Origin of the sequence: Antrihabitans auranticaus, from assembly GCF_016481275.1 — a bacterium.
Lineage (GTDB): Bacteria > Actinomycetota > Actinomycetes > Mycobacteriales > Mycobacteriaceae > Antrihabitans.
Window position 1 is genome coordinate 24343 of the sequence record NZ_JAEMNW010000009.1, and the last position, 25512, is coordinate 49854.

General features: G+C 61.2%; 22 protein-coding genes and 1 pseudogene. 13 read left to right on the forward strand and 10 right to left on the reverse strand.

The window, feature by feature from the left end:
* Positions 1 to 175: 175 nt before the first annotated feature.
* Positions 176 to 1198: a helix-turn-helix domain-containing protein gene (locus tag JGU72_RS26520; RefSeq protein ID WP_199687213.1), complete on the forward strand. Its 1023-nt coding sequence runs from the start codon at positions 176 to 178 to the stop codon at positions 1196 to 1198.
* Here the strand turns inward: JGU72_RS26520 and JGU72_RS26525 are convergent.
* Positions 1190 to 1825 (reverse strand): flavin reductase family protein, encoded by a 636-nt coding sequence (locus JGU72_RS26525; RefSeq protein ID WP_199687215.1) that lies wholly within the window; start codon positions 1823 to 1825, stop codon positions 1190 to 1192. The genes JGU72_RS26520 and JGU72_RS26525 overlap by 9 nt on opposite strands.
* A gap of 323 nt (positions 1826 to 2148) precedes the next feature.
* A complete protein-coding gene (locus tag JGU72_RS26530) occupies positions 2149 to 3351 on the reverse strand; it encodes a cytochrome P450 (protein ID WP_199687217.1) in 1203 nt (400 codons plus the stop codon).
* A 400-nt stretch (positions 3352 to 3751) separates the two neighbouring features.
* On the opposite strand from JGU72_RS26530, the gene JGU72_RS26535 reads away from it, so the two are divergent.
* Entirely contained in the window at positions 3752 to 4504 is a 753-nt protein-coding gene (locus JGU72_RS26535) for an SDR family NAD(P)-dependent oxidoreductase (RefSeq protein ID WP_199687219.1), read from the forward strand.
* A gap of 172 nt (positions 4505 to 4676) precedes the next feature.
* Here the strand turns inward: JGU72_RS26535 and JGU72_RS26540 are convergent, their stop codons facing one another.
* Entirely contained in the window at positions 4677 to 5354 is a 678-nt protein-coding gene (locus tag JGU72_RS26540; RefSeq protein ID WP_199687221.1) for a TetR/AcrR family transcriptional regulator, read from the reverse strand.
* Between the two features lie 254 nt (positions 5355 to 5608).
* Between JGU72_RS26540 and JGU72_RS26545 the strand changes: the two genes are divergently transcribed.
* The 4 genes from JGU72_RS26545 to JGU72_RS26555 all read left to right on the forward strand — a co-directional run bounded on the left by JGU72_RS26545 (position 5609) and on the right by JGU72_RS26555 (position 8559).
* Positions 5609 to 6388: a maleate cis-trans isomerase family protein gene (locus JGU72_RS26545; RefSeq protein ID WP_199687223.1), complete on the forward strand. Its 780-nt coding sequence runs from the start codon at positions 5609 to 5611 to the stop codon at positions 6386 to 6388.
* Between the two features lie 28 nt (positions 6389 to 6416).
* On the forward strand, positions 6417 to 7061 hold the full coding sequence (locus tag JGU72_RS26550; RefSeq protein WP_199687226.1) for a VOC family protein: 645 nt from the start codon (positions 6417 to 6419) through the stop codon (positions 7059 to 7061).
* Positions 7058 to 7303, forward strand: a complete 246-nt coding sequence (locus JGU72_RS31470) for a hypothetical protein (RefSeq protein WP_233533077.1) — start codon at positions 7058 to 7060, stop codon at positions 7301 to 7303. The genes JGU72_RS26550 and JGU72_RS31470 overlap by 4 nt, the downstream gene beginning before the upstream one ends.
* 161 nt (positions 7304 to 7464) lie before the next feature.
* Positions 7465 to 8559 (forward strand): lipase family protein, encoded by a 1095-nt coding sequence (locus JGU72_RS26555; protein WP_233533078.1) that lies wholly within the window; start codon positions 7465 to 7467, stop codon positions 8557 to 8559.
* A gap of 632 nt (positions 8560 to 9191) precedes the next feature.
* Here JGU72_RS26555 and JGU72_RS26560 read toward each other — a convergent pair.
* Positions 9192 to 10724 carry an FAD-dependent monooxygenase gene (locus JGU72_RS26560; protein WP_199687231.1) on the reverse strand — a complete coding sequence of 511 codons (1533 nt, stop codon included), beginning with the start codon at positions 10722 to 10724 and terminating at the stop codon, positions 9192 to 9194.
* Positions 10721 to 12421, reverse strand: a complete 1701-nt coding sequence (locus tag JGU72_RS26565) for an AMP-binding protein (protein ID WP_199687234.1) — start codon at positions 12419 to 12421, stop codon at positions 10721 to 10723. Before JGU72_RS26565 ends, JGU72_RS26560 begins: the two co-directional genes overlap by 4 nt.
* A 219-nt stretch (positions 12422 to 12640) precedes the next feature.
* Here JGU72_RS26565 and JGU72_RS26570 point away from each other — a divergent pair, with 219 nt between their 5' ends.
* Positions 12641 to 14119, forward strand: coding sequence for an aldehyde dehydrogenase family protein (locus JGU72_RS26570; protein ID WP_199687237.1), 1479 nt, complete (start codon positions 12641 to 12643; stop codon positions 14117 to 14119).
* A gap of 182 nt (positions 14120 to 14301) precedes the next feature.
* Here JGU72_RS26570 and JGU72_RS26575 read toward each other — a convergent pair whose 3' ends face one another.
* Positions 14302 to 15519 (reverse strand): helix-turn-helix transcriptional regulator, encoded by a 1218-nt coding sequence (locus JGU72_RS26575; RefSeq protein ID WP_199687419.1) that lies wholly within the window; start codon positions 15517 to 15519, stop codon positions 14302 to 14304.
* Positions 15520 to 15697: 178 nt separating this feature from the next.
* On the opposite strand from JGU72_RS26575, the gene hxlB reads away from it, so the two are divergent.
* From hxlB to gnd, 3 genes are all read left to right on the forward strand, one after another.
* Complete coding sequence (gene hxlB / locus JGU72_RS26580) at positions 15698 to 16279, forward strand: 6-phospho-3-hexuloisomerase (protein WP_199687240.1); 582 nt, start codon at positions 15698 to 15700, stop codon at positions 16277 to 16279.
* 31 nt (positions 16280 to 16310) lie between these two features.
* Positions 16311 to 16937 (forward strand): 3-hexulose-6-phosphate synthase, encoded by a 627-nt coding sequence (hxlA, locus tag JGU72_RS26585; protein WP_199687241.1) that lies wholly within the window; start codon positions 16311 to 16313, stop codon positions 16935 to 16937.
* 111 nt (positions 16938 to 17048) lie between these two features.
* Positions 17049 to 17936 carry a phosphogluconate dehydrogenase (NAD(+)-dependent, decarboxylating) gene (gene gnd, locus JGU72_RS26590; protein WP_199687243.1) on the forward strand — a complete coding sequence of 296 codons (888 nt, stop codon included), beginning with the start codon at positions 17049 to 17051 and terminating at the stop codon, positions 17934 to 17936.
* 103 nt (positions 17937 to 18039) lie between these two features.
* On the opposite strand, the gene zwf is transcribed toward gnd, so the two are convergent.
* From zwf to JGU72_RS26605, 3 genes and pseudogenes are all read right to left on the reverse strand, one after another.
* Positions 18040 to 19569 carry a glucose-6-phosphate dehydrogenase gene (gene zwf / locus JGU72_RS26595; protein WP_199687420.1) on the reverse strand — a complete coding sequence of 510 codons (1530 nt, stop codon included), beginning with the start codon at positions 19567 to 19569 and terminating at the stop codon, positions 18040 to 18042.
* A gap of 234 nt (positions 19570 to 19803) precedes the next feature.
* Positions 19804 to 21260 (reverse strand): annotated as a pseudogene (locus tag JGU72_RS26600) (aldehyde dehydrogenase family protein).
* Positions 21257 to 22369 carry an iron-containing alcohol dehydrogenase family protein gene (locus JGU72_RS26605; RefSeq protein ID WP_199687249.1) on the reverse strand — a complete coding sequence of 371 codons (1113 nt, stop codon included), beginning with the start codon at positions 22367 to 22369 and terminating at the stop codon, positions 21257 to 21259. The pseudogene JGU72_RS26600 and the gene JGU72_RS26605 overlap by 4 nt, the downstream one beginning before the upstream one ends.
* 231 nt (positions 22370 to 22600) lie before the next feature.
* Between JGU72_RS26605 and JGU72_RS26610 the strand changes: the two genes are divergently transcribed.
* From JGU72_RS26610 to JGU72_RS26620, 3 genes are read left to right on the forward strand one after another with little or no spacing between them, the layout of a single operon-like run.
* Complete coding sequence (locus JGU72_RS26610) at positions 22601 to 23356, forward strand: IclR family transcriptional regulator (RefSeq protein WP_199687252.1); 756 nt, start codon at positions 22601 to 22603, stop codon at positions 23354 to 23356.
* Positions 23357 to 23374: 18 nt separating this feature from the next.
* Entirely contained in the window at positions 23375 to 24160 is a 786-nt protein-coding gene (locus JGU72_RS26615) for an IclR family transcriptional regulator (protein WP_199687254.1), read from the forward strand.
* Positions 24161 to 24217: 57 nt separating this feature from the next.
* Complete coding sequence (locus JGU72_RS26620; RefSeq protein WP_199687256.1) at positions 24218 to 24907, forward strand: class II aldolase/adducin family protein; 690 nt, start codon at positions 24218 to 24220, stop codon at positions 24905 to 24907.
* Here the strand turns inward: JGU72_RS26620 and JGU72_RS26625 are convergent.
* Positions 24877 to 25476: a TetR/AcrR family transcriptional regulator gene (locus JGU72_RS26625; protein ID WP_199687258.1), complete on the reverse strand. Its 600-nt coding sequence runs from the start codon at positions 25474 to 25476 to the stop codon at positions 24877 to 24879. The two genes, JGU72_RS26620 and JGU72_RS26625, sit on opposite strands and share 31 nt — an antisense overlap.
* Between the last annotated feature and the right edge of the window lie 36 nt (positions 25477 to 25512).

Genomic DNA, 25512 nt, shown 5'->3' on the forward strand with positions numbered 1-25512 from the left:
AAGGAATGGCCGGCGGCCCCACGCCTCCCACCTACCAGGCCCGATCATTCTGAAGCGACACAGGCTGGACAGGGTAGGTATCCTGACGTATACGTGAAATATATGACTTAATCGTGGAGAGTGGCGAACTTAAGTACGAGACGCCTGGATGGTCACGGAAGGGGGCAGGACTCGAGTGTCCACATCTGGGATTGCCGCATATGGCCGCGGCCTGAGCCATGGCTTTCAGCTGCCGAAACGGCTCGTCATGGATACAACCGACGTCGATGACGCTCGCCAACTGGCGACTCCGCTGCTCTCACCACACCGGCTCACCACTCTCGGCGAGCATCGATTTCGTGCCCAGCTTGCCGTAGCGCCAGTCAGTGATTGCACGCTTCTCTATCTCGACTACGGTGACGGGTTTCGCGTGAAAGTACGAGGCGGTATCGATTACTACCTGCTGTGCATTCCGATCGAGGGTTCGGTATCGGCGATCGGAATAGGCTCCGCAGCGTTCCATTCAGGGACAGCGTTGCTTGTTTCGCCAACAGGCGAAGACCTAGAAATGGTCCATGGGGCGGGCGCGCAACACCTCATGTTCAAGATTCCCGAACACATCCTGCTCGAATCGTATCTTCGCCTCGCTGGGCGACCGCCTGAGAAGCGAATCGTGTTTTCTTCCGTTCTGCGCCAAGGGTATTCGGGAGATTCTGCGATCGGGAACTTGCGGATTGCTGTCAACCTGACTGCCAGCCAGGAGTCGTCGCCCCGATCTCTTCATGACGAGCTCCAGCGCGTTGTTGTCGCATCACTACTACTAAGTCAGCCGAATTCTGGGTTGGATGGAATGCTGGCGACGCCGGCCCTCTCCCCGACGAGTTCGACCGTGGTGCGGCAAGCACTAGAACTGATGCGTGCCGAGTATTCCGATCCGCTCACCATGGAGTACGTCGCTCGCAGTGTTTCCGTGAGCCTACGCAAGCTCCAGTACTCCTTCCGTCAGCAAGCTGGTAAGACGCCGTCAGCCGCACTTCAGGAGATTCGACTTGTTGCAGCGCGCAATTTGATCTGCACTGGCGAAACACCGCTTTCGATCACCGACGTTGCATACGCGGTCGGGATCTCACACCCGGGTAGGTTCGCCGCAAGTTACCGTCGCCGTTACGGAATGTGGCCCTCTCAGGCGATGGGCCTCCGCACTGGAGCCTCAAAGTAGATCAATAACCAACCGGCGCGACCGCGAGCCGGACACGCAGGGCAGCATGCGGGTGTTCAGGGATTGCTCCGCCCTACTAAGAACACTGTCTCTGTGATCGGGGATTCCTGAGATGACCTTGACCTCACACGTTCCGCAGGTTCCTTCCTCGCACGAACTGACTATGTCGACGTCGGCATCGAGTAGTGCATCGAGGATGCTTTGGTGGGCAGAAACATTGATTACCTCACCGCTTTCGGCGAGTTCGACCTCGAAATCGGTCATCGCTTGGCTGTGCGCCGCGACGACCTTGGGTGAGAAGTACTCGACGTGCAGATCGACGTGTTGGTGGTTGTCCGACTCGGTTGCGAGTGCATCGATTAACTCGTTCGGTCCGCAGGCATATATGTGTAACTGGTCGGCCCCCGCAAACAATTCTCGCAGGTCGTAGCGCTGTCCTTGCTGTTTCGACGCGAAGATCGTGATCTTGTCGCCATGAGTTGCTTCGAGTTGGCCGACGAACGGCATGCTCTCGCGATCGCCGCCGAGATATAGGCACGAGTACTTCGTCCCAGTCTTTTGGACTTGCGCCATCATGGGCATGAGTGGCGTAATGCCAATTCCGCCGGCGACAAACAGTACCGGCACTGTGTCAGGCAACAGACGAAAGTTATTGCGAGGGTTGGCTACCCGAAGTTGACTACCGACAACTACTTGGTCGTGCAGGAATCGGGAGCCCCCTCTCCCCGCCTTGTCCAGCTTTACTGCGATCGTCCACGTCTCGTTCGAAGTATCGACTTCGCCGCACAACGAGTACTCCCGGCTCACGTGGTCGCTGATGTGTACCGCGATATGTGCCCCGGGTGACCATGACGGCAACGGCCCAGTGTCATGTGCAAGCACTAGAACAATCACATCCGGCGCCGCGTACCAGCGCTTCGTAACGTTGAGGAGCAACGTGTCTTCGGCCATCACTGCGCTTCGGGACTGAAGGAGACCGGGAGCGAGGTGATCACCATCAGGTTTCCCGCGACAAGACCACTGGTCTCCACGTCACCCGCAAGGCCTATGTCTGGCAGTCGATGTAGCAAACGAGTGAGCGCGACGCGCATTTCGAGGCGGGCCAGATGTTGGCCGACGCACTGATGTGGCCCCGCTCCGAACGCCAGGTGCGGGTTTCGACGTCGGCCGAGATCGAGATCGTCGGGATTCGCAAACTGTGCAGGGTCTCGGTTTGCGGCAGCATAGTTGAGCATTACGCGTCGGCCCGCATCGATATCTTGGCCACCAACGGGACAAGACGTTGTTGCGGTGCGCGCGAACAGCTGTAGTGGCGTTGTCAGGCGAAGGCTCTCGTCGATCGCACGCAGCAGGGATCTTTTGTCCTGCGCAACAGCCGCTTTCGCCGAGGGGTTTTGCAGGATGTGCCTTACGAGTCCGGAGATTCCGGATGCCGTCGAATGATGCCCACCGAGGAGCAACGCAACGAAGAGCTGCACTGCAGTTTCGTCATCGATATCGATGCCCTTGTAGCTGCCCGACGCAAGCTCTGAAAGGAAGTCTCCCGTCGGGGACTGTTTGCGCTCATGCAGTCGCGCCAGTGTGTAATCGGCGAACGCGCCCATGGCAGCGTCGAAATCTTCGGTTCCAATCGCTGCAAACGCGGCACTTGCCAGTTCCCGATTGACAAGGCTCTCTTCATGGTTGAGCCCCACGAACCTGCCAATCACGATGGCTGGAATCGGTTCGGCAAACTCTCCGGCCAAGTCGGCCGTACCGTTCTTCGCAAATGAGTCGATCTGGCGGTCCACGACCTCGGTGACCATCTCTTCGAGATCTCGAACAGCACTGGGACTCAACAGATCTGTCATCAGGGACCGCCAAGTGGTGTGCTCGTCCCCGTCGTACTCGAGTGCTGGAATGCGGGGGAGTCCGCTCGCGGGGATGAAGACACCGTCGCGGGAAACGAACTCTGTTGCGGCGGTAGCCACCGTTCGTACCGCTTCGTAGCTGCTTATCACGGTGTAGCCGCCGTGCTTGTCGATATGGGCGACCGGGCACTGCGATGCCATCTGGGCATACTCGGCACGAAGGGTGTTCGACGACTTCGAGACGTCATTGTGGTCGAACTGCGCAGCAAGTTTCGCTGTCGCGTCGGTGGCGGGTGCAGTCATTTTCGTCCTCCAGCTGTGTCGTGGATCACCGAGCCGATGGTTGCGGTACCGGGTGCGCTTGACAAGCCGATTCGCGCACGTCGTTCAGAAAGCGAAAACTGCGCAGCGCGCCGGTGTTGCTCTCTTTCGCATTCCGGGGATTGCAAAAACTGTTCCATCTCAGTGCCTTTCGGACGAATCTGAACTTCATCGTCAAACTATTGACACGCGGCATGAGCGTCATTAGTTTGACGTATGCGTCATAAGCAGCCATAGGCAGCGCCGAAGTGCCGGGCCGGCGCACTAGGAGTTCGCCACCCGGGTGTCTGCTGACGGCTCGTCTCGAAATCCGACAATCTCGGCCGGGTTACCGACCCGTCTTTCGCTCGACTGTTCCTCCACCAAAGCTAGGAGTTAGATCATGACTTCACCCACTACGCATACCGACCGTGTTGCTGTGGTTACCGGCGCCGCACAGGGTTTCGGACGTGCAATCGCGACTGAGCTCGCTCGACGGGGTGCCGATATCGCCATCGTCGACTTGGGAGACGCATCCGATGCTGTCGCAGAGATCGAATCGTTGGGTCGCAAAGCTTTGGCCGTGAAGGCCGACGTGTCCAGTCCAGAAGAAGTGACGGCGGCAGGTGCTCAAATTCTCGAGACGTTCGGCCAGACCGACATTCTCGTGAACAACGCCGGTGTATATCCATTCAAGGACTTCTTCGATGTGGACTACACCTACTGGAAGAAGATCCAGGCAATCAATCTTGATTCGCAATTTCTGTTGGCCAAGGTTGTTGCTGGTTCCATGCGCGATCGAAACTGGGGGCGCATCGTCAATCTTGCGTCGAACTCCTTGGGCCTGGCTGTACCCGCGCTCTCGCACTACATGGCGAGTAAGGGCGGTGTCATCGGGTTCACCCGAGGTTTGGCAACCGACCTTGCTCCCTACGGGATCACCGTCAACGCGGTTGCACCGACGGCATCACGAACTCCCGGCGGCGAAGCCAACATTGCCGAAGAGGTTCTTCAAGGTGTGGCAAACATGCAAGCAATCAAACGCAGCGGTGTAGCTGAGGACATCGTCGGCACGGTGTGCTTTCTCACCAGCGACGATTCGGCATTTGTGACAGGCCAGACAATCATGGCTGACGGCGGATTGGTACGGCTGTAAATTTCGCGGCGATCGCGGTGGGTGAACCTGATTCGCTCACCGCTTTCTCGATTTCAGCGATCTGCGGCCCCACGTAGAGCACCGTTGGCTGTGGGTATCCAGAGCCCGCCGCGTCACGTAACGTTGCCGCACAACGCATTTCGTTACCCCTGCGGTGACGCACCGCCTCGTGTTAATCCGCCTGCGCAATCACAGGATTTGCAGATGCCCAAAGATGTTCGAGGCGCTGCACGTCTGTCCGTAACAGGGCGAGGGCGTGCGGGACACCATGATCTGGATCGTCTGTGCTTGCCCGCGCGCTGATGACCCCGCCCAAAGCAATTGCCGCTAACGCATCACCGATTTCGCGCGGCGACTTCTGAGGACCGGAGGTCTGCCGCGGGAACCAGAACGCGACCCAATTCGCTACGCCTGCCAAGGCGAACGCCGTCAGTTCCGGATCGACCGGGTTGAAGGACCCGTCGTTGATCCCCTGGGAAACCAAGGACATTAAGGCTGCCAGCGTCGCTCGGCGTGCACGTCGGTGCTGCTTCGCCAAAGCATCTGGAAATGAATCTTCGCTCGTGAGCAACAAGCGGAAACGCTGCGGATGCTCGGCGACCCGCGCTGCCATGGCAGCGACCCCTTCTTTCAACCTGGTGGTTGGGTCTCGAGTGACGTCCTCGGCAAGCTTTTGTAACTCGCTCGCAGATTCCAGAGTGAAGCCACGGACGAGGTGGCCCAGCAACTCGTCCTTACCGCTGACGTAGTGATAAATGCCGGTCCGGGTCAGGCCGACTGCGTCCGCCAGTTCTTGTAGCGACGTACCTGCAACTCCTTGGCGGGCGAACAACGTTTCGGCGGCAATCATCAGCTGCTCGAGGACCAAGTCGTGTCGTGCAGCGCTTCTCGTGGTCGGCTTCGCCATCGTCCGATTATGCACGGCACTGATGGAATTCAAGCTCTGCGCGCCAGTGGACGCGCTGATTTTTTGACACGATCGTCGACAGCACGTCATGTTCGTCGACTTGCCGCTCCACACAAGCGCTCGGGTTTCCCCAGTTCAAGCCGCCGCGCTGCCAGAGCTCGGTTGACATTCTCACGCTTACGTCACAGAATTGTCGTATGCGTCAAACATTGGTGACCGACTCGGCGCCCAAGCGTGTGGGACTGATCGTCCCCAGTTCGAACGTGACAGTTGAAACGGAGTTGCCGCGCATATTGTCTGGTGTCGACGGCGTCGAGTTCACATTCCACGCCAGTCGGATGCGAATGCACGCAGTCACCCCCGAGCAATTGCGCGCGATGAATGCACAACGTGAGCGATGCGTGCTCGAGGTCGGAGATGCCGGCGTCGACACGATCCTCTATGCATGCCTGGTCGCCATCATGGCAACCGGCCTGAGCGAGCACCGTAACGTCGAGATGGCAATCGCCGAGCAGCTTGCCACGGGCGGGTCCACGACGAAGGTTCTGTCGAGCGCCGGAGCCCTTGTCAAGGCGCTGCGAGACATCGGCGCCAAGCGCGTCGGACTGGTAATGCCGTACATGAAGCCCCTTGCTCAACAGGTAGTCGCCTACATCGAGAACGAGGGTTTCGAAGTCGCCGGTTGGCGAGCACTCGAAGTTGCCGACAACGCCGAGGTGGGGTGCATAGCCCCAGAGCGCATCCTGCAGGCGGCGCGAAGCCTCGATTTGCGACAAGTCGACGCGCTCGTGCTTTCGGCCTGCGTGCAGATGCCGTCGCTGAGCATCGTCGAGGCGGCCGAGCGAGAGCTGGGTGTACCGGTTCTCTCGGCAGCAACAGCAGGCGCGTACTGCATCCTGCGCAGCCTCGACGTACCGGTGAACATTACGGGCGCGGGCTCTCTGCTGCGTGCAGACGCAGTTCTAAGAGCCGTATAAACACTTGCTGCAACAGGATTGGAGACCAATGTCCGAAAAAGCCGAACACCGCGTCAAGGGCGTCGATCACACTGCGTTCCCGACTTTCGACCCCGCCGGAACGGTGAGATTTTACCGCGACGTTCTCAAATTTCCTGTCGTGCACTCGATATGCGCTGCCGGTTGGGGACCCGAAAAACATCCCGACTTCATTCACTTCTTCTTCGACATCGGCAACGCCGACCGCATTGCGTTCTTCTACTACTTCGGGCTGGATCCTGTGGGAGACCCCGGGCTGCCAGGAGATGCATGGGCTCGGTTACCAAGCGATACACCGGGATTCTTTGTGAACTCGCGGCACCTCGCAATCCATGTGGAGGATGAAGAAGATCTCCTCGAGTACCGTCGCCGACTCGATGATTCGGCATGGCCGGTGGAGATGCAGGTAATGCACGAAACGATCGAGTCGATCTACACTCACGACCCGAACGGATACATGGTCGAGTTCACACGCGCATTGCGCCCGGTGACGGCGCAGGAGGACCTAGACGCGGCCCTCACGATCGAAGCCCTGTGCGATGTTGCAACCAGCGGTGAGCCGACGATGGACAAATTGCTGACTCGTAAGGCAGAACTTATCGTCCAGCGCGCGGCGGCCTGGGAAGAATCCGAACGAGAGCTGGTCCAGGGATGACTCGCATTTATGTTCTCGAGGTGCCGGAGAATGACGGATTCGTCAAAGTGGCCGTCGAGGATCCTTCGATCACAGTTGACAAGGTAGGCCCATATTTCCGACTGTCTGCGGCTGCGGACATCGTGATAGACCGCAGGGCGACCGGATCTCGACATGCCGTGTGGTACAGCGCTCTTGCTGGACTCGAGGACTCACGCGTCGTTCAGCAGGATAAGGATGCGTTGAGGGTGACCGCGAGGTGACATCGAACGGCGCACACCATGTTGGATCAGGGCGCTACATCGACCCTGCCCCGATCCCGTCCTCAACGGTCACGACCGCGCACGAGTTGAAGACCGTTGATCACGCCAGGGTAAACGGCGTACTGAGGACTGTGCCGGGAGCCACGACGGTGGCCTTTCTCATGCATCCTCGTCAAGACTTCACCCATCACGTGCTGGTGCCCGAACTCCTGGCACGTGGCTACGCGGTGTGGACGCAGAGTGGCCGTGCAGGAACCAATGATGTTGCGCTGCTGCATGAACAGGCGTTGCTTGACATGGCTGTGGGCCACGTGTTCTTGCGCGATCGGGGTTTCGAAAGAGTCGTCTCGGTCGGGCATTCCGGGGGTGGCGCTCTGGCTGCATATTACATCGAGCAGGCGAGCCTCGAGGCTGTCGACAGAGTGACGGATACGCCGGGTGGCAAGGCCGTCCCTCTGGCTTCAGCTCAGATGCCTGTGCCGGACGGTCTGATGATGATGGCACCTCATCCCGGCCAAGGTCAGCTGTTGTTGAACATGATCGATCCGTCGGTCGCGGACGAGACAGACCCGCTCTCGATCGTCGGTGCTCTCGATCCCTACAGTCCGCGCAACGGGTTTCGGACACCGCCGAAGTCAGCGACATACACCGCCGAATTCATCGAAGACTATCGCGCGGCGCAGCATCGCCGCATAGAGCGAATCGATGCCATCGCTCGACAGCGTGTCGAGCGTTCGAACGAGGCAAGCAAAAGATTCGCCGAGGACGGAGACCCGAGTCAAAGGCGTATCGCTCTCGGGGCAGGCGTCATCGTCGTGCATCGAACGGATGCCGACCTTCGCGGAGTCGATCTGTCCCTCGATCCAAATCACCGTCCGTATGGTTCGCTATTCGGCAGACGCCCTGACCTGACGAACTACGGCGTAGTCGGATTCGGTCGGATGACTACTCCTGAGGCATGGCTGTCGACATGGTCCGGTATCTCCAGCCGAGCCAGCCTGCTGCGCTGCGCACGTGGCGTGCACATTCCGACGTTACTAATCGAGTTGACCGGTGATCAGGCCAGCTTCCCAAGCGATTCACTAGCCACCGTCGAAGCGATTGCCAGCGACGACGTTTCTCTCATTCGTGTTCCGGGCATGCATTTTGGGGCCGCACTAGAGGCCGGCACCACCGCAGGTGCGACATTGGCGGGACATGCCATGGCCGGCTGGCTGGGGGAGAGGTTTCCGACCGCCGCACTCGCCTCGGTGTAAGTGCACGTATGTCGGCGACTCCATACAGCGGGTTGGTGTGTGGCATTGACCGCAGGGTCGCCAGCAGCGCTTACGAGCGCGGCCGTCAAAGATCCGACGACTCGCGCGGATGCACTTCAGGCGTTTCAGCAGCTCCAGGCGGGGTTGCTTCCTCTGATCGAGGTAGTGCGTCGCGACACGGGTGAAATCGACATCAGCGCGGCAAATTCAGCGAGGTCGGCCAGGACGGCAACACTTCCGCTCCTTCCCGGACCGCCATGCAAACAAAGATGGCGCATCGTTACGGAGAGAGCCGCCTGTGCGGGGCGTCAACATGTCGGCCTCGTCTACCTCGGTCCCGTCCTCGACGAACGCGATAATTGTCGCGGAGACACGACTCTGTGCTTCCTGGTGCAAGGCGCAGACAACACGTTCGCGTAGAACCGTTTTCGGCTGGTCCAAAACACGAAGCTGCGCTGGGGTCTGCTGCTCGTTGAGGGAAGCGGCTCGGCAATGTCGGAGAGTTCGTCGTGACTAATAGCTTGGCGAGGATTGTGGCGGGACCTTGTTAGCGGCGCCAATAGTGGTCGCGCGGTCGAGAAGCCCGGAGGTGACAATGGGTTCCGGCATGTCGTTGGCTCGCCTCGACGACATCAGCCACGGACAATGAAGTCAGCGCGACCAGCGCCTACGGCAGCGGCTGCTTGTGCTCGGGCCGCAGCGGGTAGTAGCACTCCGACGACGCGGCCTGTCTGGAGGCGGATACGTTCCGCGAGATCAATGCGCGCACCGATCGACTCCAGGTCGTTGTCTCCCGTGACGAGAAGCGGAATGGACAGGTTCTGTCGGGCCGCGTGAAGCGCGGCATCAGCAAGTTCATCCCAGACCCGCGAGGAATTCCACTCGATCGATTCATGAGCGCACGTGCGATCGAGTGTGTGGCTGTCGACCTCTCGGGCGGGCAGGTTTAACGACGTCAGCGGTCGACTCAACACCCAGTCGTCGAGCATGCTCGGATCGATTGGCACATTGTCCCCGAGCCAAGACAGCGCGGTACGTACGTGCTCGAGCTGGTCTCGCGCGTAGTCTGCGATGCCTAGGTTTCCCGCGCGTGTCATGTAGGACAGCGCGAGCTCACCGATGGGCCGGTCTGCGCGGACCCGGTAGGAGTCCCACCACGCTTGGCTTCTACTGGCCAACCGTTTGAATCGTTCTACAGGCTCTCTCCTGGCCTGCTCGTAGGCTGCGAACGCGGCAGCGACGGAGGACTCCCCTCGCAGCGCCTCGGCGAGGGCGATCGAGTCTTCGAGCGCAAGCTTCGTCCCCGAACCGAGCGTGTAATGCGCGGTGTGGGCGGCGTCTCCGATGAGGACGGTGTTACCAACTGACCAGCGATCCAGGGTAAGGGTGGTGAAACGGCCCCACCGGGTGCGGTTGGTCAGCAACGGGCGACCATGCAGCGCATCTTCGAATACTCGGTTTAGGATTTCGACACTGGCGTGGTCGGTCTCTCCGGCAGGAACTACCGCGTCGAGGCCGCCGAGATTGGCGGACACCCAGGTGTCTTCGTCGACCTCGATCAGGAAGGTGCTGCGGTCGTCGGCATACGGGTAGGCGTGCGCGACGAACAATCCCTGAGGCGCTTCGGCGGCGGCGAAGAATGCAGAATCCACTGCGAAGTCCGCGCCACACCACACGAACCTCGAGCGCCCGAGAATCTCGCCGACACCCAGGTCCGCGCTCAGCTTTCTGCGGGTGCTGCTGCGAACGCCATCAGCGGCGATGATCACGTCAGCCCCGGCGGTGGTTGTGACGTCGGCCTTCGCTCCGGTCCTGATTTCGACGCCGACACGGGTGGCCGCATCTTCGAGGATTCGTAGAAGTGTCGCCCGTCCGATGGCCAGGTTGCGTGCTCCGTGCAGAGTGATGTTGTCATGGGCCCGGCGAAAGTCGAGGGTGTGGCCGGCAAAGCTGGCATGGCGGATTTGGTCCGCCGTCTCGGGGTCGGCGTTCGCGAGGTTCCTCATGGTCGCCTCGGTGAGACCAACCCCAAATCCGAATGTCTCAGCGTCGCTGCCGAGACGTTCGTGCACGACGACGCGGAGTTCGGGCTCGGCGAGTTTGAGGAGGCGTGCGACGTACAACCCTGCTGGGCCGCCTCCAACGACTTCGACCTGGCGGCTCATCGGTCTGCCTCCTCATCGTGGAGTCGACGTTCGACGTCTTCTCGGAGCAACTTTTTCGATACCTTCCCCACGTTGGTCAGGGGAAACTCGGCGACAACCTCGACGCGTTCGGGGAACTTGTACTTAGCGAGTCCGTGGTCGAGAAGGTATTGGGCGAGGACTTCAACCGTCATGTCGGCAGCGCCGGGCTCCAGGACGAGGTAGGCGCACGCCTTCTCTCCGAGCACGCGGTCGGACATGGCGACGACGGCAACGTTGACGATGTCGGGGTGGCGAACGATTACTTCCTCTACCTCCTCTGCGTGAATTTTCTCGACGCCTCTGTTGATGACGTCCTTGATGCGTCCCTCGATGGAATAGAAGATGCGGCCGTCTCGGACATGCCGCCTGGACAAGTCACCCGTGCGGTAGAAGCCGTCGGAGGTAAAGGCTGCGGCATTGTGCGCGTCGGCGCGGTAGTACCCCCGGATGGTGTACGGCCCCCGCGCGCAGAACTCGCCGACTTCACCGTCGACGACCTCGTCTTCCGAGCCAGGCATCAAGATCCGTACGTCGTCGTGTGGCGAGATCGGGGATCCTACGGTTTGGTATCGGACATATTCGTCTGCGTCTGCCGGGGTGAGAGTGAACAAACCTTCAGCCATCCCGAACATCTGCCGGACGTTGATGCCAAGTTTGTCGCGCAGTTGCTCCGCGACCTCGACGGGCAATCGTTGCCCCCCAACGACGAAGTTTGCAACCGAGCCGAAGTCAGTCTCTGTGGCGCGGGGAGTCTCTAAGAGGCGGACGGCGAGCGCGGGAGGGACGAGCGGAATGGTGATCAAGGGGTACGTCTCGATGGCGTCGAGGAGCCCATCGATGCCGGCGTCAGGCAATAGAACAAGGTGTGCGCCTGCAAGGATTGCCGGCTGGACGGCTAGTGAGATGCCCGCGTTGTGCATGAGCGGAAGCGCGTACACGACGGTATTCGACTGGCGATAAGCCATGGCATCGGCCCATATGCGTGCGTTGTACGCGTATTCCTCGTGTAGTCGCGGCGCGACTTTGGGGAGTCCAGTTGTGCCGCCTGATAATTGGAATACCGCGATACCTAGAGGGTTGACGGAGAGTCCCGGCAGGTCGAGATCGTTCGCGGCCCGGCCAGCAGCGAGAACGTCCGCGTAGTCGACGGCTCCCTCGATAGAGCCGCGGACGGCGATCACTGTGTCGATGGGGCCGTCGGCACTCAATGACCGGGCCTGTTCGCGGAGTCGCCCACCAGCAAAATCGCACTGGACGATCAGCGTGCGGGATCCAGTGTGCTCGGCAAGGACTCGGATCTCCCGAGTTCCGTGTTGCGGAAGGGTGCACACCGGCTTGACGCCGGCGAAGAGGAATCCGAGGTAGGAGACGACAGTCTCGATCACGTTCCCCATCTGAAACATGACGACGTCACCCGATCGCAGATCAGTGGTTGCGATTGTGCCGCGGGCGAAGTCTTTCGCACGATCTACGAGGTCGCGATAGGTCAGGGATTCGTCGGCAGTCGTAATGGCTGGATTTGCGGCGGCCTTCTCGGCGGCGTCGAGAAGCTCGGCGGCGAGAGCCCGGCCATTCCAAAGGCCGTTCCCCCGGTATGTCTCGACGGTGTTCGGGTCGTAGAGCACAAGCCCATCTTCGGGTTTGTCGGTGAGGTGGCTCACAAACGTGGTCGACATGATTATCAACGTACGGTCGCCTTCATCGAAATGTCAACATGGTCGTGAAAGTATTGACATCAGAGTCAAATTCAGCGACAGTTCAATGGTCGGCGTGTTCCATGTCACAACCGATTTGCCGTCGGGCAAGACCTTTTGCACCTCGTGCGCCACTCGCCTGGAGCGGGGAGTGCACGACCGAATGCCCTGGGCGCCAATGCCTTTGAAAGGAATTCCTTCATGACCACAGATTCCCTCGCAGCCACCGATCGCTCGGTCGGCCGCAACTACATTTCAGGTGAGTGGAACGACTCGGGCGAGCAGCTCGAGACGATCAGCCCTTCCACAGGATTGGTTCTCGGGACCTACGCGAACGCTGGCGAGCGCGAGGCGCTGGTGGCCATCGAGGCTGCAAGAAAAGCGTTCGACACCACCGATTGGTCGCGGGATCCAAGAGTTCGTTCGCGCGCCATCAACGACCTTGCCGATCGGCTGGCAGATCGAGTCGACGAAGTAGCGCTGATGCTCTCGCGCGAGAACGGTAAGCGTCTCTCCGAGACAACCTGGGAGGTCTCCACGACCGTCGACTGGCTTCGCTATGCCGCCGCATCCGCGCTCATTCTCGATGGTGGGCGGAGTTCGGAAGTCAGCCCCGGGGTCTATTTCCAGACGGGACGCGAGGCCATGGGCGTAATCGGAATCATCACGCCGTGGAACTCGCCGGTCATTCTTTCGATGCGCTCCATCGGCCCGGCCCTCGCGGCCGGCTGCACCATGGTGGTGAAGATGCCGGGTCAAACAGCTTTGACGAACACTCTCGTTGCGGAGATCGTCGCATCGACCGAGTCCATTCCACCCGGTGTCGTCAACATCCTGACCGAGGGTGGCAACGCGGTCGCACCGGCGCTGGTGTCCTCACCTGACGTCGACATGATCAGCTACACCGGCAGCACACACGTCGGCCGCGCGATCGCTACTGCCGGTGCATCCACACTCAAACGGCTGAGCCTGGAACTCGGCGGCAAGACGCCTCTCGTGATCTTCGATGACGCCGATCTGAACGTCGTCGTTCAGAATGTTCTGGCAGCCACCTGTCTGATGAACGGACAGTTCTGTCTCACTGGATCACGACTACTAGTTCAGCGTGGTATCGCTGACAAACTCCGGCCATTGCTCGTCGAAGCTATTTCCAACTTGAGAGCCGGCCCGAGCGAGGACCCCACCAGCGACCTGGGTCCGCTTATCGACGCGTCGAGCGCAGCGCGGGTCGACAAGATTGTCGCCCAAGCCGAGGAATACGCGAAGATTCTTGTCCGCGGCGGCGCCATTATCGACAACGAACGTCCAGGTGGCGCCTACTATCAGCCCTCGCTGCTCGAAGTCGACCGCCTAGATGTTCCTATTGTCCAGGAGGAGCTGTTCGGGCCGGTTCAGACCTTCGAAATTTTCGAAGACGAGGCCGATGCTGTCCGTCTTGCGAACGGCACCTCCTTCGGGCTGGGCGCCGCGGTATTCACCTCCGACGAGTGGAAGGCACGTCGAGTCACGCGCAACATACGCGCCGGGTTCGTGTGGACCAACTGCTGGGGCGTTATCCACGAAGCGTTCGAAGAGGGCGGCCTGAAACAGAGCGGCTACGGACTGCTCTGCGGTCCCAGTGCAATCAGCGAGTTCCAGGATACGAAGCTCTATGCCCAGGTGGCACCGCCAGCGGCCTGATCTCACTCACCAACCCTGCACGCGCGGAGCGTATTCCGAATGGAGCGCTCCGCGTGGGGTGTCACCAAGAAGTATGCCGGTACACCGAACAAGTCGATCTGGAACCGCACTTCAGGGGCACCCCCGCACCCGATTCCGATCACCGGCGCAAGCTAGACGCTGAAACCCGGACGAGTCCGCGACTACACGACTCCGGCTCGTGCAGCGAGCGCGCCCGCTTCCCCACGACTCTTGACGTCCAGCTTGCGCAACACACTCGCGACGTGAAACTTTACGGTACTTTCTGCGACACCGAGTTCGGTAGCGATGACTTTGTTCCGCATTCCGGCCGCAAGGTGGCGAAGTACCTCCAGCTCACGGGGATTGAGTGCTGAGAGCAGGTGATCGGCGGGCCGTGATATCGGTGGATCGAGGGGGATCGCCAGCGTGACGCGACTGCCCCACGACGGGATCGATTCGATCTCGAGCCGTCCGTTTAGAGTTTGCAGGCGACCAGAAAGTTGTCGGGTCAACGCATTTCGGTCCACCGAGCCAGGCCCTTGGTCGCGGACCTCGATCAGCACGTTGGAGCCGTCGCAGTCCCAGGCAATCCGAAGACGGGTCAGGACTGGTTGTCCACCGAAGGTGAGAACGATGGCGCGAACCATGGCCCGTGCCGCGTGTGCGATTTCGCCCGGCAGGGGTCGTCCGTCCGCTGGCGGCTCGACGTAGTCGACTTCGACGTCACTGTGGCGCAATATCGGTCGCAATTCGCCTTGCAGGCGGGCAAAGGCCGTGGTGACGGCTTCTTCGGACAGGGCGCGCTCGGTCGCTCCGGCGGTTCGTAGCGCGATCAGGGCAGCCGATGCCGTCTCACTGGCCGTGATGCGCGCTCGTCGGTCGTCGAGGTCGTGTGAGCGCAGCGTCCCGAGTATCGCCGACAGCGTCGCTTCGTGAACTTCGGTCAGTTCAGTGATAGTGCGGGCGCGTTCAGATGATGCGGCCCGTGACTCTGCAAGGTAATCGGGACTGGCTTGGGCAACTTGTTGTTGAATCGACGTTGCCACGATCCCGAACAGAGCTGCGACCTCGTCGAGTTCGACATTCCCGAGACCGGCACGGCTGGGTACCACGACGAGAAGCGTGTCGCTGCTGTCGCGTATAGCCCACAGGCGCCGTGGTCCGTTGCCGAACGCACGAACCTCATCCGCGATGCCACCCAGTGCCAGGGACTGTTTGAGCGCTGCGAGCTCGTCGATAGTCACCCGGCTGACGATGTCGTCGCTTCCGGCCACTTTACGTGGGCGACCGGTGCATTCCTTGGTAAAGATCACTAGAGCTTCGTGCGGCCATCGTTCGGCAAGCAGCCTCGAGAAGCGTGCGGCGATGTCTGGCAATGGTCCAGCGATCACCGCTCGCATGCTCTCCCACGCGCACGAGGGTTCTCCGACGGTGACCACCATTCCACGGTAGGGCCTGCAATAGACGGATGAGAACTATCCGAACAGATAGCAACGACTATTCGATCGGGCGGGTGTCACGACCGGACCGGTTGGGCACGCTTATCGCAGACCAGACCACCAACTTCAAAGGAGGGCCATGACCGTCACCGTCGAACACACCCCGATACGGTTCAGCGACGCCCGGCAAATCGTGCTCAGGGAGAATCAGCGTCTACTCGATTCCGTGCCCACCGAAGCATGGGACCGCGCCGGATCTCTCATCACGTCCGCACGGGCAGTATTCGTAATCGGCAACGGACGAAGTGGTCTGGCGGTCCAGATGGCCGCGATGCGGCTGATGCATCTTGGACTCCGCGTGCACGTTGCCGGAGAAGTCACCGCACCGGCGATCAACAGCGGGGACGTGTTGATTGCGGTGTCAGGTTCGGGGACGACCGGATCCGTCGTTGCCGCGGCCGATACGGCCAAGAAGGTCGGCGCGTCAGTTCTCGCAGTGACTGCGGCGCCGAATTCTGCTCTGGCACAGAGCGCCGAAGAGGTTCTGGTTTTGCCGGCCGCCGACAAGCAGGACCACAGTGCATCGGTCACCCTTCAATACTCGGGAAGCCTGTTCGAGCAGTCGGTGCTGCTCTCGTTCGACGCGTTGTTCCAGTCGCTGTGGAGCAGTGCCGATCAAACGGCAGAGCTGCTCTGGCAACGCCACGCCAATATCGGTTGATCAACCATCACAACACAATTCAGGAGAATCCATGACCAAGTTGCAAGTTGCCGTCGATCTGCTCACCACCGCCGACGCGCTCGCGTTGACGAATAAGGTTGCCCCGTACGTCGACATCATCGAACTCGGAACACCGCTCATCAAGAGCGCCGGCCTCAGTGTGATCAGTGCCGTCAAGGCCGCACACCCCGATAAGCAGGTTTTCGCCGACCTGAAGACGGCCGATGCCGGATTCCTCGAAGCAGACATCGCCTTCGCTGCGGGTGCAGACCTCGTCACCGTGCTCGGATCCGCTGGCGACGCGACCATCAAGGGCGCGGTCGAGGCGGGACAGAAGCATGGCAAGAAAGTTGTCGCGGACTTGATCGGCGTTGCGAACCGGGTCGAGCGTGCTCGTGAGGTTTCCAAGCTCGGTGTCGCATTCGTCGAAATTCATGCCGGCCTCGACGAGCAGGCACAGCCCGGCTACTCGATCCAGACCCTCCTCGACGACGGCAAGATCGGCGGCGTGTCGTTCTCGGTCGCCGGTGGGGTCAAGATCGACACGATTGCGGCCGTCCGCGATGCGGGCGCGGAGGTCGCTGTCGCCGGAGGTGCGATCTACGGAGCGGACGATCCGGCCGCAGCAGCGAAGGCGCTCAGGGACGCCCTGGGCTGACGCCAACCCCGTACTCACGGAAACCCTGAACTCCGATGTGGAGTTCAGGGTTTCCATGTCTTCGAACTCGAAATCATGAACCGCTTCGGTTCACAACAGAACGGTGAACACATGCAACTGGGATTTGTCGGTCTCGGCCGAATGGGGCTGAATATGCGCGACCGGCTCCGTGAACATGGGCATGAAGCAATCGGATATGACCCCAATTCTGACTCTAGTGATGTCGAAACCCTCGATGATTTGATCGGATCGCTGGTGACGCCGCGAATCGTGTGGCTGATGGTCCCGGCCGGAGACGCGACGCGTGGAGTGGTCAGCACGCTGCAGACATTGCTCGAAGCGGGCGACCTTGTTGTCGACGGTGGCAATTCCCGCTTCTCCGACGACCGGATCAGCGCCGCGGTTCTCGGCGAGCGGGGAATCCGCTACGTCGATTGTGGAGTTTCCGGCGGCATCTGGGGTCGCACCAACGGGTACGCACTAATGGCCGGTGGCGGCGAACCTGACATCACACGGCTGATGCCGATCTTCGACGCCCTGCGTCCTTCCGGAGATCGTCGTGATTCCTTTGTCCACGCGGGCCCGATAGGTGCCGGCCACTACGCGAAGATGGTGCACAACGGCATCGAGTACGGCCTGATGCAGGCTTACGCCGAAGGCTACGAACTGCTCGACGCCGAGGACCTGATCACTGACGTCGGCGCCGTGTTGCGGGCCTGGACCGAAGGGACAGTCGTGCGTTCGTGGTTGCTCGACCTACTCGTCGATGCCCTAGCGGCGGATCCCGAACTCTCCTCGCTCAGCGGATACACCGAAGATTCCGGTGAAGGTCGCTGGACGGTCGAGGAAGCGATCGCCCACAGCGTTCCGGCCCCCGTGATCTCGGCGGCGTTGTTTGCCCGCTTCGCGTCGCGGCAAAACGATTCAGCGACGATGAAGGCGGTTTCCGCCTTGAGGAGACAATTCGGCGGGCACACGGTTCGCTCGTCTACGAGCTAGGTTGTTTGAACAGGAAACGCCCCCGCGTCGACGGCTGTCCCCGTAGCCAACAACGGGGGCGTTTCCAGGCTTGATTTTCAGTTCCTCCGAGCCGATTGAGAACTCAGAGTTGCCGCCACGCACGCCCCGAGCGCGTGAGGACAGCATCTGCGGACGCTGGCCCGGCGCTGCCGGAGGCGTAGACGTCAGGCCGACCAGTGCTGGTCCAGTACTCGATCACGGGGTCGACAATTGCCCAAGACGCTTCGACTTCTGCCTGCGTCGGAAACAGCGAGGCATCACCCCGCAGGACGTCCAGGATCAACCGCTCATAGGCCTCGGGCGAGGGCTGTCGAAACGACGCCTCATAGGACATCGCGAGATCGACATCTTGGATTCGCATTCCATCGCCGGGCACCTTCGCGCCGATGCGCAACAAGATCCCGTCGTCGGGCTGGACGCGGATGACGAGCGTGTTGTGCGGCGGCTGCTCGACCTCTGCTCGGCTGTGAAGGTGCGGTGCGGGTCGGAAGACGACGGTGATTCCGGTGGTACGTCTGGTCAGACGCTTGCCGGTCCGCAAGTAGAACGGAACACCGGCCCAGCGCCGGTTCGAAATCTGCACCGCCATCGCGGCATAGGTTTCTGTCGTCGACGCGGTGTCGAAACCGTCTTCGTCAAGCAGTCCGGGAAAATAGTTGCCGTTGCGGACAGCGGCCGCATATTGGCCTCGGGCCGTTGTCTCTTGAAGCGGCTCGACGGGACTCGTCGCGGAGAGCACCTTCACCTTTTCTGCTGCCAGGTCATCAGCAGACAGAGTGATCGGTTCTTCCATGGCGATCAGCGCCAACAATTGCAGAAGGTGGTTTTGGATGACGTCGCGCGCGGCGCCGACGCCGTCGTAGTAACCGGCTCGACCGGTGACGCCGATGTCTTCGGCCATCGTGATCTGGACGTGGTCGATGTAGCGGTGATTCCACAACGGCTCGAACAGTCCGTTGACGAAGCGCATCGCGAGGATGTTTTGCACGGTTTCTTTGCCGAGGTAGTGATCGACGCGATAGACCGACGAATCGCCGAAGACGGAACTGACTGCGGCTCCGATCGTCCGGGACGTAAGAAGATCGTTACCGAAGGGCTTTTCGACTACTACTCGTCGCCAGCCGTCGCGACTGCTGTGCAGCCCGACAGCTTTGAGCTGGGCACACACCTGGGTGAAATAGTCCGGCGAGACGGACATATAGAACGCGTAGTTATGGCTGCCCTGCAGGGAATCGTCTGTCTGAAGCAACTCGTCACGCAATGCTTCGAATGCGGCCCGGTCGTCGAATGCTCCGCACACGTAACGAAACCGGTGAGCGATCAGCTCCCACACCGACTCCTGGAACGGCGTTCTGGCACCGGCAACCATCGCCTCACGGATCATCGCGAGCACCTGCGAAGGGTGGCGTCGACCGAACCCGAGCAGGGAGAACGTCGAGGGGAGGAGTCCGCGGGCGGTCAGGTCGTAGATCGCGGGCAGCAGCTTCCTGCGCGAAAGATCTCCAGTGATTCCGAAGATCACCATTGTCGACGGCGGCAACGTAAAAGGCTCGACATCGCCGAGCAGGTTGCCCCGGGCCGCTACCCCACCGTCTGTGGTGTCGATCAGCATGGGCTCACAGGGTGCGGTCACGCTCACGGGGGTCTCCGATTCAGGCAGATTGTCGTGCAACCGCCTCCTAACCTGTGAAAGCGGTTGCCTTATAACCAGTTTGATGTGCGACGGTGGGTTGTGCACCACGCCGAGCGGCGGGGAGCGAGTGGCCGAATGGATAGTGGGCGAGACACCGTCGACTCACACGGTCCGCGGCGGACCGCGCATACGCGGAACGTCGCCCTGCCGGTACTACCGGCCGAAGTTGACATGCACATTCTTCGACTGGGTATAGGACTCCAGTTCCTCGACGTTTTCCTCGCGACCCAGTCCGCTGTCTTTGAATCCCCCGAACGCGGTTCCTGGAGTGTGTCGCGAGACGTCGTTGACCCAGACGTATCCCGCTTCGATGTCTTCGGCGAAACGGTGTGCGATGGCGAGGTCTCGGGTGAATACGCTTGCGGTGAGCCCGTATTGCACGTTGTTCGCGATTTCGAGGGCTTGGTCGTAGGTTCGGAACGGCATGGCGGCGAGAACCGGTCCGAAGATTTCCTCCTGGGCCAACCGTGATCGGGGATCGACGTCGGCGAACAGCGTCGGGCGCACGAAGCGGCCTTTGCCGAGGTCACCGTCGGTGACTCGGGTTCCGCCGGCGACGAGGCGCGCGCCCTCCTCGTGACCTATTGCGATGTAGCTCAGTACCTTCTCCAACTGCGGCTCACTGACAATCGCGCCAGTGTCGGTTGCTTCGTCTTCGGGGGAACCGGAGCGCATCTCGTCCAAACGCTTGCCCACTGCGGTGACCAGCTCGTCGTAGATTTCGGCGTGCGCGATCAACCGTGACGTGGATCCGCACGATTGGCCTTGCCAGGTGAAGTTCATGCCTCGCAGCGCTGCCTCGACGGCGGTGTCGACATCGGCGTCGGGAAAGACGACGAGTGGGTTCTTACCGCCGAGTTCGAGCGTGATCGATTTGACGTTGATCTCTGCACCGCGCCGCAGGATCGCGCGTCCGGTCTGCGCGGACCCGATGAACGCGAGTCGTCGCACCTTGGGGTGTGCCACGAGCGCGTCGCCGGCTTCTGCGCCGAATCCGGTGACGATATTGAGAACTCCCGGCGGCAGAATATCGGCCGCCAATTCTCCCAACCGCAGCGCCGATAGGCTGGTGAATTCGCTGGGCTTGACGATCACGCAGTTGCCTGCGGCAAGCGGAGCAGCGATTTTCGATGCAGCGAACATGAACGGGTGGTTGAAGGGGATGATGCGGCCCACGACACCCCACGGCTGGCGAATCGAGTAGTTGAGTCTGCCGCGTGAAGTCGTGGTTGTCTGGCCGTGGAGTTGTAGGATGAGCCCTGCGTAGTAGCGCAGTTGTGCTGACGCAACGCGCGCATCGTTGCGCATCTCTCGGATCGGGCTGCCGTTATCTCGAACGTCGAGCAAAGCGAGCTCTTCGGCGTTGTCGTCGATCGCGTCGGCGAGCCGATGCAGGACACCGGCGCGTTCGGTGGGATCGATTGCACCCAACCGGGAAAAGCGTCACTCGCAGCGGTCACGGCGCAGTCGATGTCTTCGGCGTTGCCGGCTGGGAAGCGTCCGAGCAGTTCGCCGGTCGCCGGATTGATCGAGTCGATGAGTTTCCCGCTCGACCCCAATGTCGGCCGGCCCCCGATGTGCATGGGATGACTTGCGATGTGACGGCTCATCGGCCGATCTCCTTCCAGGAGGTGTGTGCCGCGGCGAGGATTCCGCGCAGTTGCTCGTCGTTGCTCGGGCGGAAATTGTTGGTTCTGAACGGGTGGTCGACCGTGGCGGCGATCATCGCCTCGATTCGGTCGGTGTCGAGGTCGTCGTGGCCGAAGTGGCCCGGCCAACCCACTGCGGCGAACAGCGCCGGTATGCGAGCAAGGAGCGAATGGTGCCCGGCATCGATCGCATCCCAGTTGAATTCGGCAACGGCCAGCAGCAAAGCGCCATTCTGATAGCCGTGAGGCAATGGCGTAGTGGGAGCGCTCGACAGCGCATGCACCAGGCCGAGACCGGTGTTGCCGCACGCGAGGTTGGCGGCGGTGCTCGCTTCCATCAATTGCTGCAACGAGTTGTCGTCGCGTCGGTCGAGGGCAGCCGGAAGAACGTCGATGATCGAGCGTGCCGCCTTTTCGGCGAGTGCATCACTCATGACTGTTCGGTTCTGTGTCCAGAGTGCCTCGCAGGCGTGAGTGAGGGCGTCGAGGGCGGCGTGAAGCATCGGGGCACGGGGCAGCTCGCGCAACGACGATCCGTCCAGAATCGCGACGTTGGGTTCGCAGCCTCGTCCCCGGACGACGACTTCACGCAATCTGCCGGGCTCATGCAAGACAAGCGCGTTGGAGACTTCGCTTCCGCTGCCCGCAGTGGTCGGAATCGCGATGAGTGGAGCACCGGGCATCTTGACCCGGCCGGTTCCTTCATAGTCCAGGATCGAGCCCGGATTTGTCAGCATGATGGCCAGAGCTTTCGCAAGACCGAGTGCGCTGCCGCCACCGACCCCGATCACAGCGTCGCACTCGGCCTCCTGCGCTGCCGCGACCGCACTGTCGCACGCGGCCACGTTCGGGTTGACGTCGGCAAGACCGGTCCAGAACACGGGGACGTCCGCAGTGAGCATGCGGTCGAGCAGTCCGGCCGCTGCGACTCCGCGGTCCGCGACGACCGCGACCCGGGTGGCGCCGAGCGCCCTCACCGACGCGGCCAATTCCGAGAGGGCGCCGATCCCGCTGATGACGTCGGTGTCCACCGAAAAGTGGCGGCTCGGGAACAAGGTGTCGGTGGCCATCGCGCTCCTTTGGATACTCGGGCCGATGTAAGGCCGTGGCACAGAATCTAAATCGGCGAAGGCACAGATCGGGGCCGTGAACAAAAGATTCTGCTGTTCAGAATCTCGCGCTAGGATGTTTCTGGAAGGCGTACGTCGGCCATTTAGCGTCGAGACAGGGCGGGACGCAATAGCAAGGAGTGGACATGACCGACTCAGCTCTTATTCGTGTAGCTCTTCGGTAGGTGCCAGATGCCTTCCGAGCCTCCCGAACCGCCGCAGTACTCCATCGCGTCCGTGGACAACGCGCTGCAGATAGCGCTGATGTTGATGAACGATCGGTCGCTGCGGATCAGCGAGTTGGCGGCCACTCTCGGCATCGCGCGCTCGACCGCCCATCGGCTGCTGGCGATGTTGGTGTACCGCGGATTTGCTGTCCAAGACGAGTTCCGCACCTACCGCGCCGGTCCAGCGATTCAGCGGGACGGTACTGAAGAACGCCAGCGTGACCTGCGATCGGTGGCGCGACGCCATCTCGAAAGACTGCGCTCCACTTATGACGAAACCGTTCATTTGATGGTGCTGCGGGGACCTCAGGTGCTGTTTTTGGAGAGTGTGGAAGGTGCCCAGGCGCTCAAGATCGGCTCTCGAGCCGGAGCGGTGATGCCGGCGCACGTGAGCTCCGGAGGTAAGACTCTGCTCGCAGACCTGTCGACGCCGGCGTTGCGAGCGCTCTATGCCGATTCCGCGGCAGCGGATAAGCCTGAGTTCGAACAGCTCGAACGGACACTCACCGCCACTCGCAGACGCGGTTACGGACTCAACCTCGGCGAAGCCGAACGCGGCATTCACGCGATTGGGGCGGCAGTCCACGAACCAGCTGGGCGGGCGGTAGCGGCGATCAGTCTGTCGTTGCCGTCGCTGCGGTTACCGCGGCGACGGATCGCCGAGTTGGCGGCCTCGGTCCTGGCCACCGCGGCCGCGATCGACGCCGACCTCACTGGCTGATTCTGTTACGGTGCCGCGGTGAGGCCACCGTTTGGGGAATTGCCGCAGTACCCGATCGAGTCGGTCGATCGGGCTCTCCGCTTACTCAAACTTCTCGGTAGTCGATCGACTTTGCGATTGTCGGATGCCCGCGCTGAGCTCGATGTCAGCCAATCGACGGCGCACCGGCTGATGGCAATGTTGGTGTACCACGGTTTCGCCATTCAAGACCCGACAAGTCGGGTGTATCGGGCCGGGTCAGCACTGATCGACTTCGGCTTCGTAGCGACCGCAAAGCCGAACGTGCGGGAAATGCTCACCGGCGCAATGCAACGGGTCGCGCAATCAAGCGGGGAGACCGTGCACCTCGGCCTTCTCGACGGGGTGGGGGTGCGTTTCGTCGATGTCGTGGAAAGTGCTCAGGCTCTTCGGGTGAGCGGCCGCGTCGGGCGGGTAGTGCCGTTGCATGCGACGAGTATGGGCAAAGCGATGCTCGCGACGATGAGTGACGACCAGGTCCGGGCCGTAATCGGCGACGCCACTTTGCCAAATGTCATGCCGCGCACCATCACCGACCCCGATGCACTGCTGCGGGAAGTGCGGCGGACCCGCATCCGTGGATACGCCGTCAACCGTGAAGAAAGCGAGGCCGGCGTCACCTCGGTCGGCGTCGCTGTCGTCGACCGCGATCAGGGCCTGCTCGGTGCGATGAGCGTCGCCACGCCGACCAGCCGTTCCTCGGCGGCAATGACCAAGAAACATGGCGACCTCTTGGTCGGCGAAGTGCAGAAGGTCTCCGAGCAGATCGGTTCACATTTCACCTGATTCTGCTAGACAGAACCAGCAGTCTGCAGGGCAACCGATTGAGCTACGGTCCGGTTCATGGAAGCGCTCAAGCAATCGGTGGCCACCGCGTCGCGAGTCATGGGAACCAATGGTGCCGGCGACCTCATCTGGGGTCATGTGTCTGCCCGGGATCCAGACGGCCGGGGAATCTGGATCAAAGAGGCCAATTGGGGTCTGGAAGAAATTCGTCCCGATCTGGTGCATCTCGTCTCGCCGAGTGGTGAAATTCTCGAAGGAAAAGGTCAGCGGCACAGCGAATTTCCGATCCACGCCGAGATCATGGCCGCCCGGCCCGATGTCGGCGCGGTAGTACACGTGCACAGCCCGCATTCGGTCGCGCTCGCTGCTGCGGGCGCACAACTTCGGCCGGTCAGCCATGCGGCGAACTACTTCGAGCCGTTGGGTGTGCCACGATTCGAGTTGACCGCAGATCTGATTCTCACGCCCGAACTAGGTAAACGACTGGCGGAAGCGCTCGGTGAGGCCCGCGCGGTCTTCTTGGTCAATCACGGTATCGCCGTCGTAGGAGCGGACTTGCAGGAAGCGACGGTCGGCGCCATCGTGTTGGAGATGGCCGCTCGCCAGCAGTTGTTGACCGCGCAATACGGTAGCTTTCCGCAGTGGTCGGACCCAGAAGAGTCACACGCCAAGCGCCAGCACATTTACGGACCGGGAGCTGTACACGCTGTCTGGGACTATCTCGTGCGTCGACTTCCGGCGTCTTGAGGGCCGATTGTCAGATCGAACAACGCGTCGGCGAGTTCCTCGACCACCGGTGCGTGGCCCAAGAGAAGCCGGTAGTACATCGGTCCGATAAGTCGGTCGGCCAATAATTCCGCATCGATGTCGCCCGCCAACTCGCCGGATTCGATGGCGTCGTGCATCAGGCCGATGATGAGTTTGCGTCGCTCGGAAAGATAACGGCGGCGAAACGCGTCGGCTAGTTCGGCGTCGTGCTGTGCGTCGGCGACGATTCCGGCCAGCATGTGAGCATCGGGGCCGCCCAGGAATCGAGCGGCGATCTGAATGTGTGTGCGCAAGTTCGCCAATGCAGAACCTGCATGTAGATACGGAGTCTGCGGCCCGGCGGCTTCGAGAAGGACATCCATCGCCACGTCGGAGCGGTTGCTCCACCAGCGATAGACCGTTGCTTTGCTGACGCCGGCGCGGCGCGCCAATGCTTCCATCGAGAAGCTGGCGAAGCTGCCTTCGGCCAACAACGCTCGCGCGGCCGCCATCACCTCGGTGCGGACACGCTCACGCGGCCCCCGAGTGGTTGTGCCAGTCGGATCCATAATCTGCCGTCCTTTCTGCTGAGCAGAATCCCAAAA

Bases quoted from the DNA above. Each gene is read 5' to 3' on its own strand.
- JGU72_RS26555 (WP_233533078.1), top strand. From the start codon at position 7,465: ATGCATCCTCGTCAAGACTTCACCCATCACGTGCTGGTGCCCGAACTC.
- JGU72_RS26625 (WP_199687258.1), bottom strand. From the start codon at position 25,476: ATGGATCCGACTGGCACAACCACTCGGGGGCCGCGTGAGCGTGTCCGC.
- JGU72_RS26535 (WP_199687219.1), top strand. From the start codon at position 3,752: ATGACTTCACCCACTACGCATACCGACCGTGTTGCTGTGGTTACCGGC.
- JGU72_RS26605 (WP_199687249.1), bottom strand. From the start codon at position 22,369: ATGGCCACCGACACCTTGTTCCCGAGCCGCCACTTTTCGGTGGACACC.
- JGU72_RS26530 (WP_199687217.1), bottom strand. From the start codon at position 3,351: ATGACTGCACCCGCCACCGACGCGACAGCGAAACTTGCTGCGCAGTTC.
- JGU72_RS26620 (WP_199687256.1), top strand. From the start codon at position 24,218: ATGGAAGCGCTCAAGCAATCGGTGGCCACCGCGTCGCGAGTCATGGGA.
- hxlA (WP_199687241.1), top strand. From the start codon at position 16,311: ATGACCAAGTTGCAAGTTGCCGTCGATCTGCTCACCACCGCCGACGCG.
- JGU72_RS26550 (WP_199687226.1), top strand. From the start codon at position 6,417: ATGTCCGAAAAAGCCGAACACCGCGTCAAGGGCGTCGATCACACTGCG.
- JGU72_RS31470 (WP_233533077.1), top strand. From the start codon at position 7,058: ATGACTCGCATTTATGTTCTCGAGGTGCCGGAGAATGACGGATTCGTC.
- JGU72_RS26570 (WP_199687237.1), top strand. From the start codon at position 12,641: ATGACCACAGATTCCCTCGCAGCCACCGATCGCTCGGTCGGCCGCAAC.
- zwf (WP_199687420.1), bottom strand. From the start codon at position 19,569: ATGCTGATCGACACCACAGACGGTGGGGTAGCGGCCCGGGGCAACCTG.
- gnd (WP_199687243.1), top strand. From the start codon at position 17,049: ATGCAACTGGGATTTGTCGGTCTCGGCCGAATGGGGCTGAATATGCGC.
- hxlB (WP_199687240.1), top strand. From the start codon at position 15,698: ATGACCGTCACCGTCGAACACACCCCGATACGGTTCAGCGACGCCCGG.
- JGU72_RS26560 (WP_199687231.1), bottom strand. From the start codon at position 10,724: ATGAGCCGCCAGGTCGAAGTCGTTGGAGGCGGCCCAGCAGGGTTGTAC.
- JGU72_RS26575 (WP_199687419.1), bottom strand. From the start codon at position 15,519: ATGCGAGCGGTGATCGCTGGACCATTGCCAGACATCGCCGCACGCTTC.
- JGU72_RS26545 (WP_199687223.1), top strand. From the start codon at position 5,609: ATGCGTCAAACATTGGTGACCGACTCGGCGCCCAAGCGTGTGGGACTG.
- JGU72_RS26540 (WP_199687221.1), bottom strand. From the start codon at position 5,354: ATGATTGCCGCCGAAACGTTGTTCGCCCGCCAAGGAGTTGCAGGTACG.
- JGU72_RS26565 (WP_199687234.1), bottom strand. From the start codon at position 12,421: ATGTCGACCACGTTTGTGAGCCACCTCACCGACAAACCCGAAGATGGG.
- JGU72_RS26610 (WP_199687252.1), top strand. From the start codon at position 22,601: ATGCCTTCCGAGCCTCCCGAACCGCCGCAGTACTCCATCGCGTCCGTG.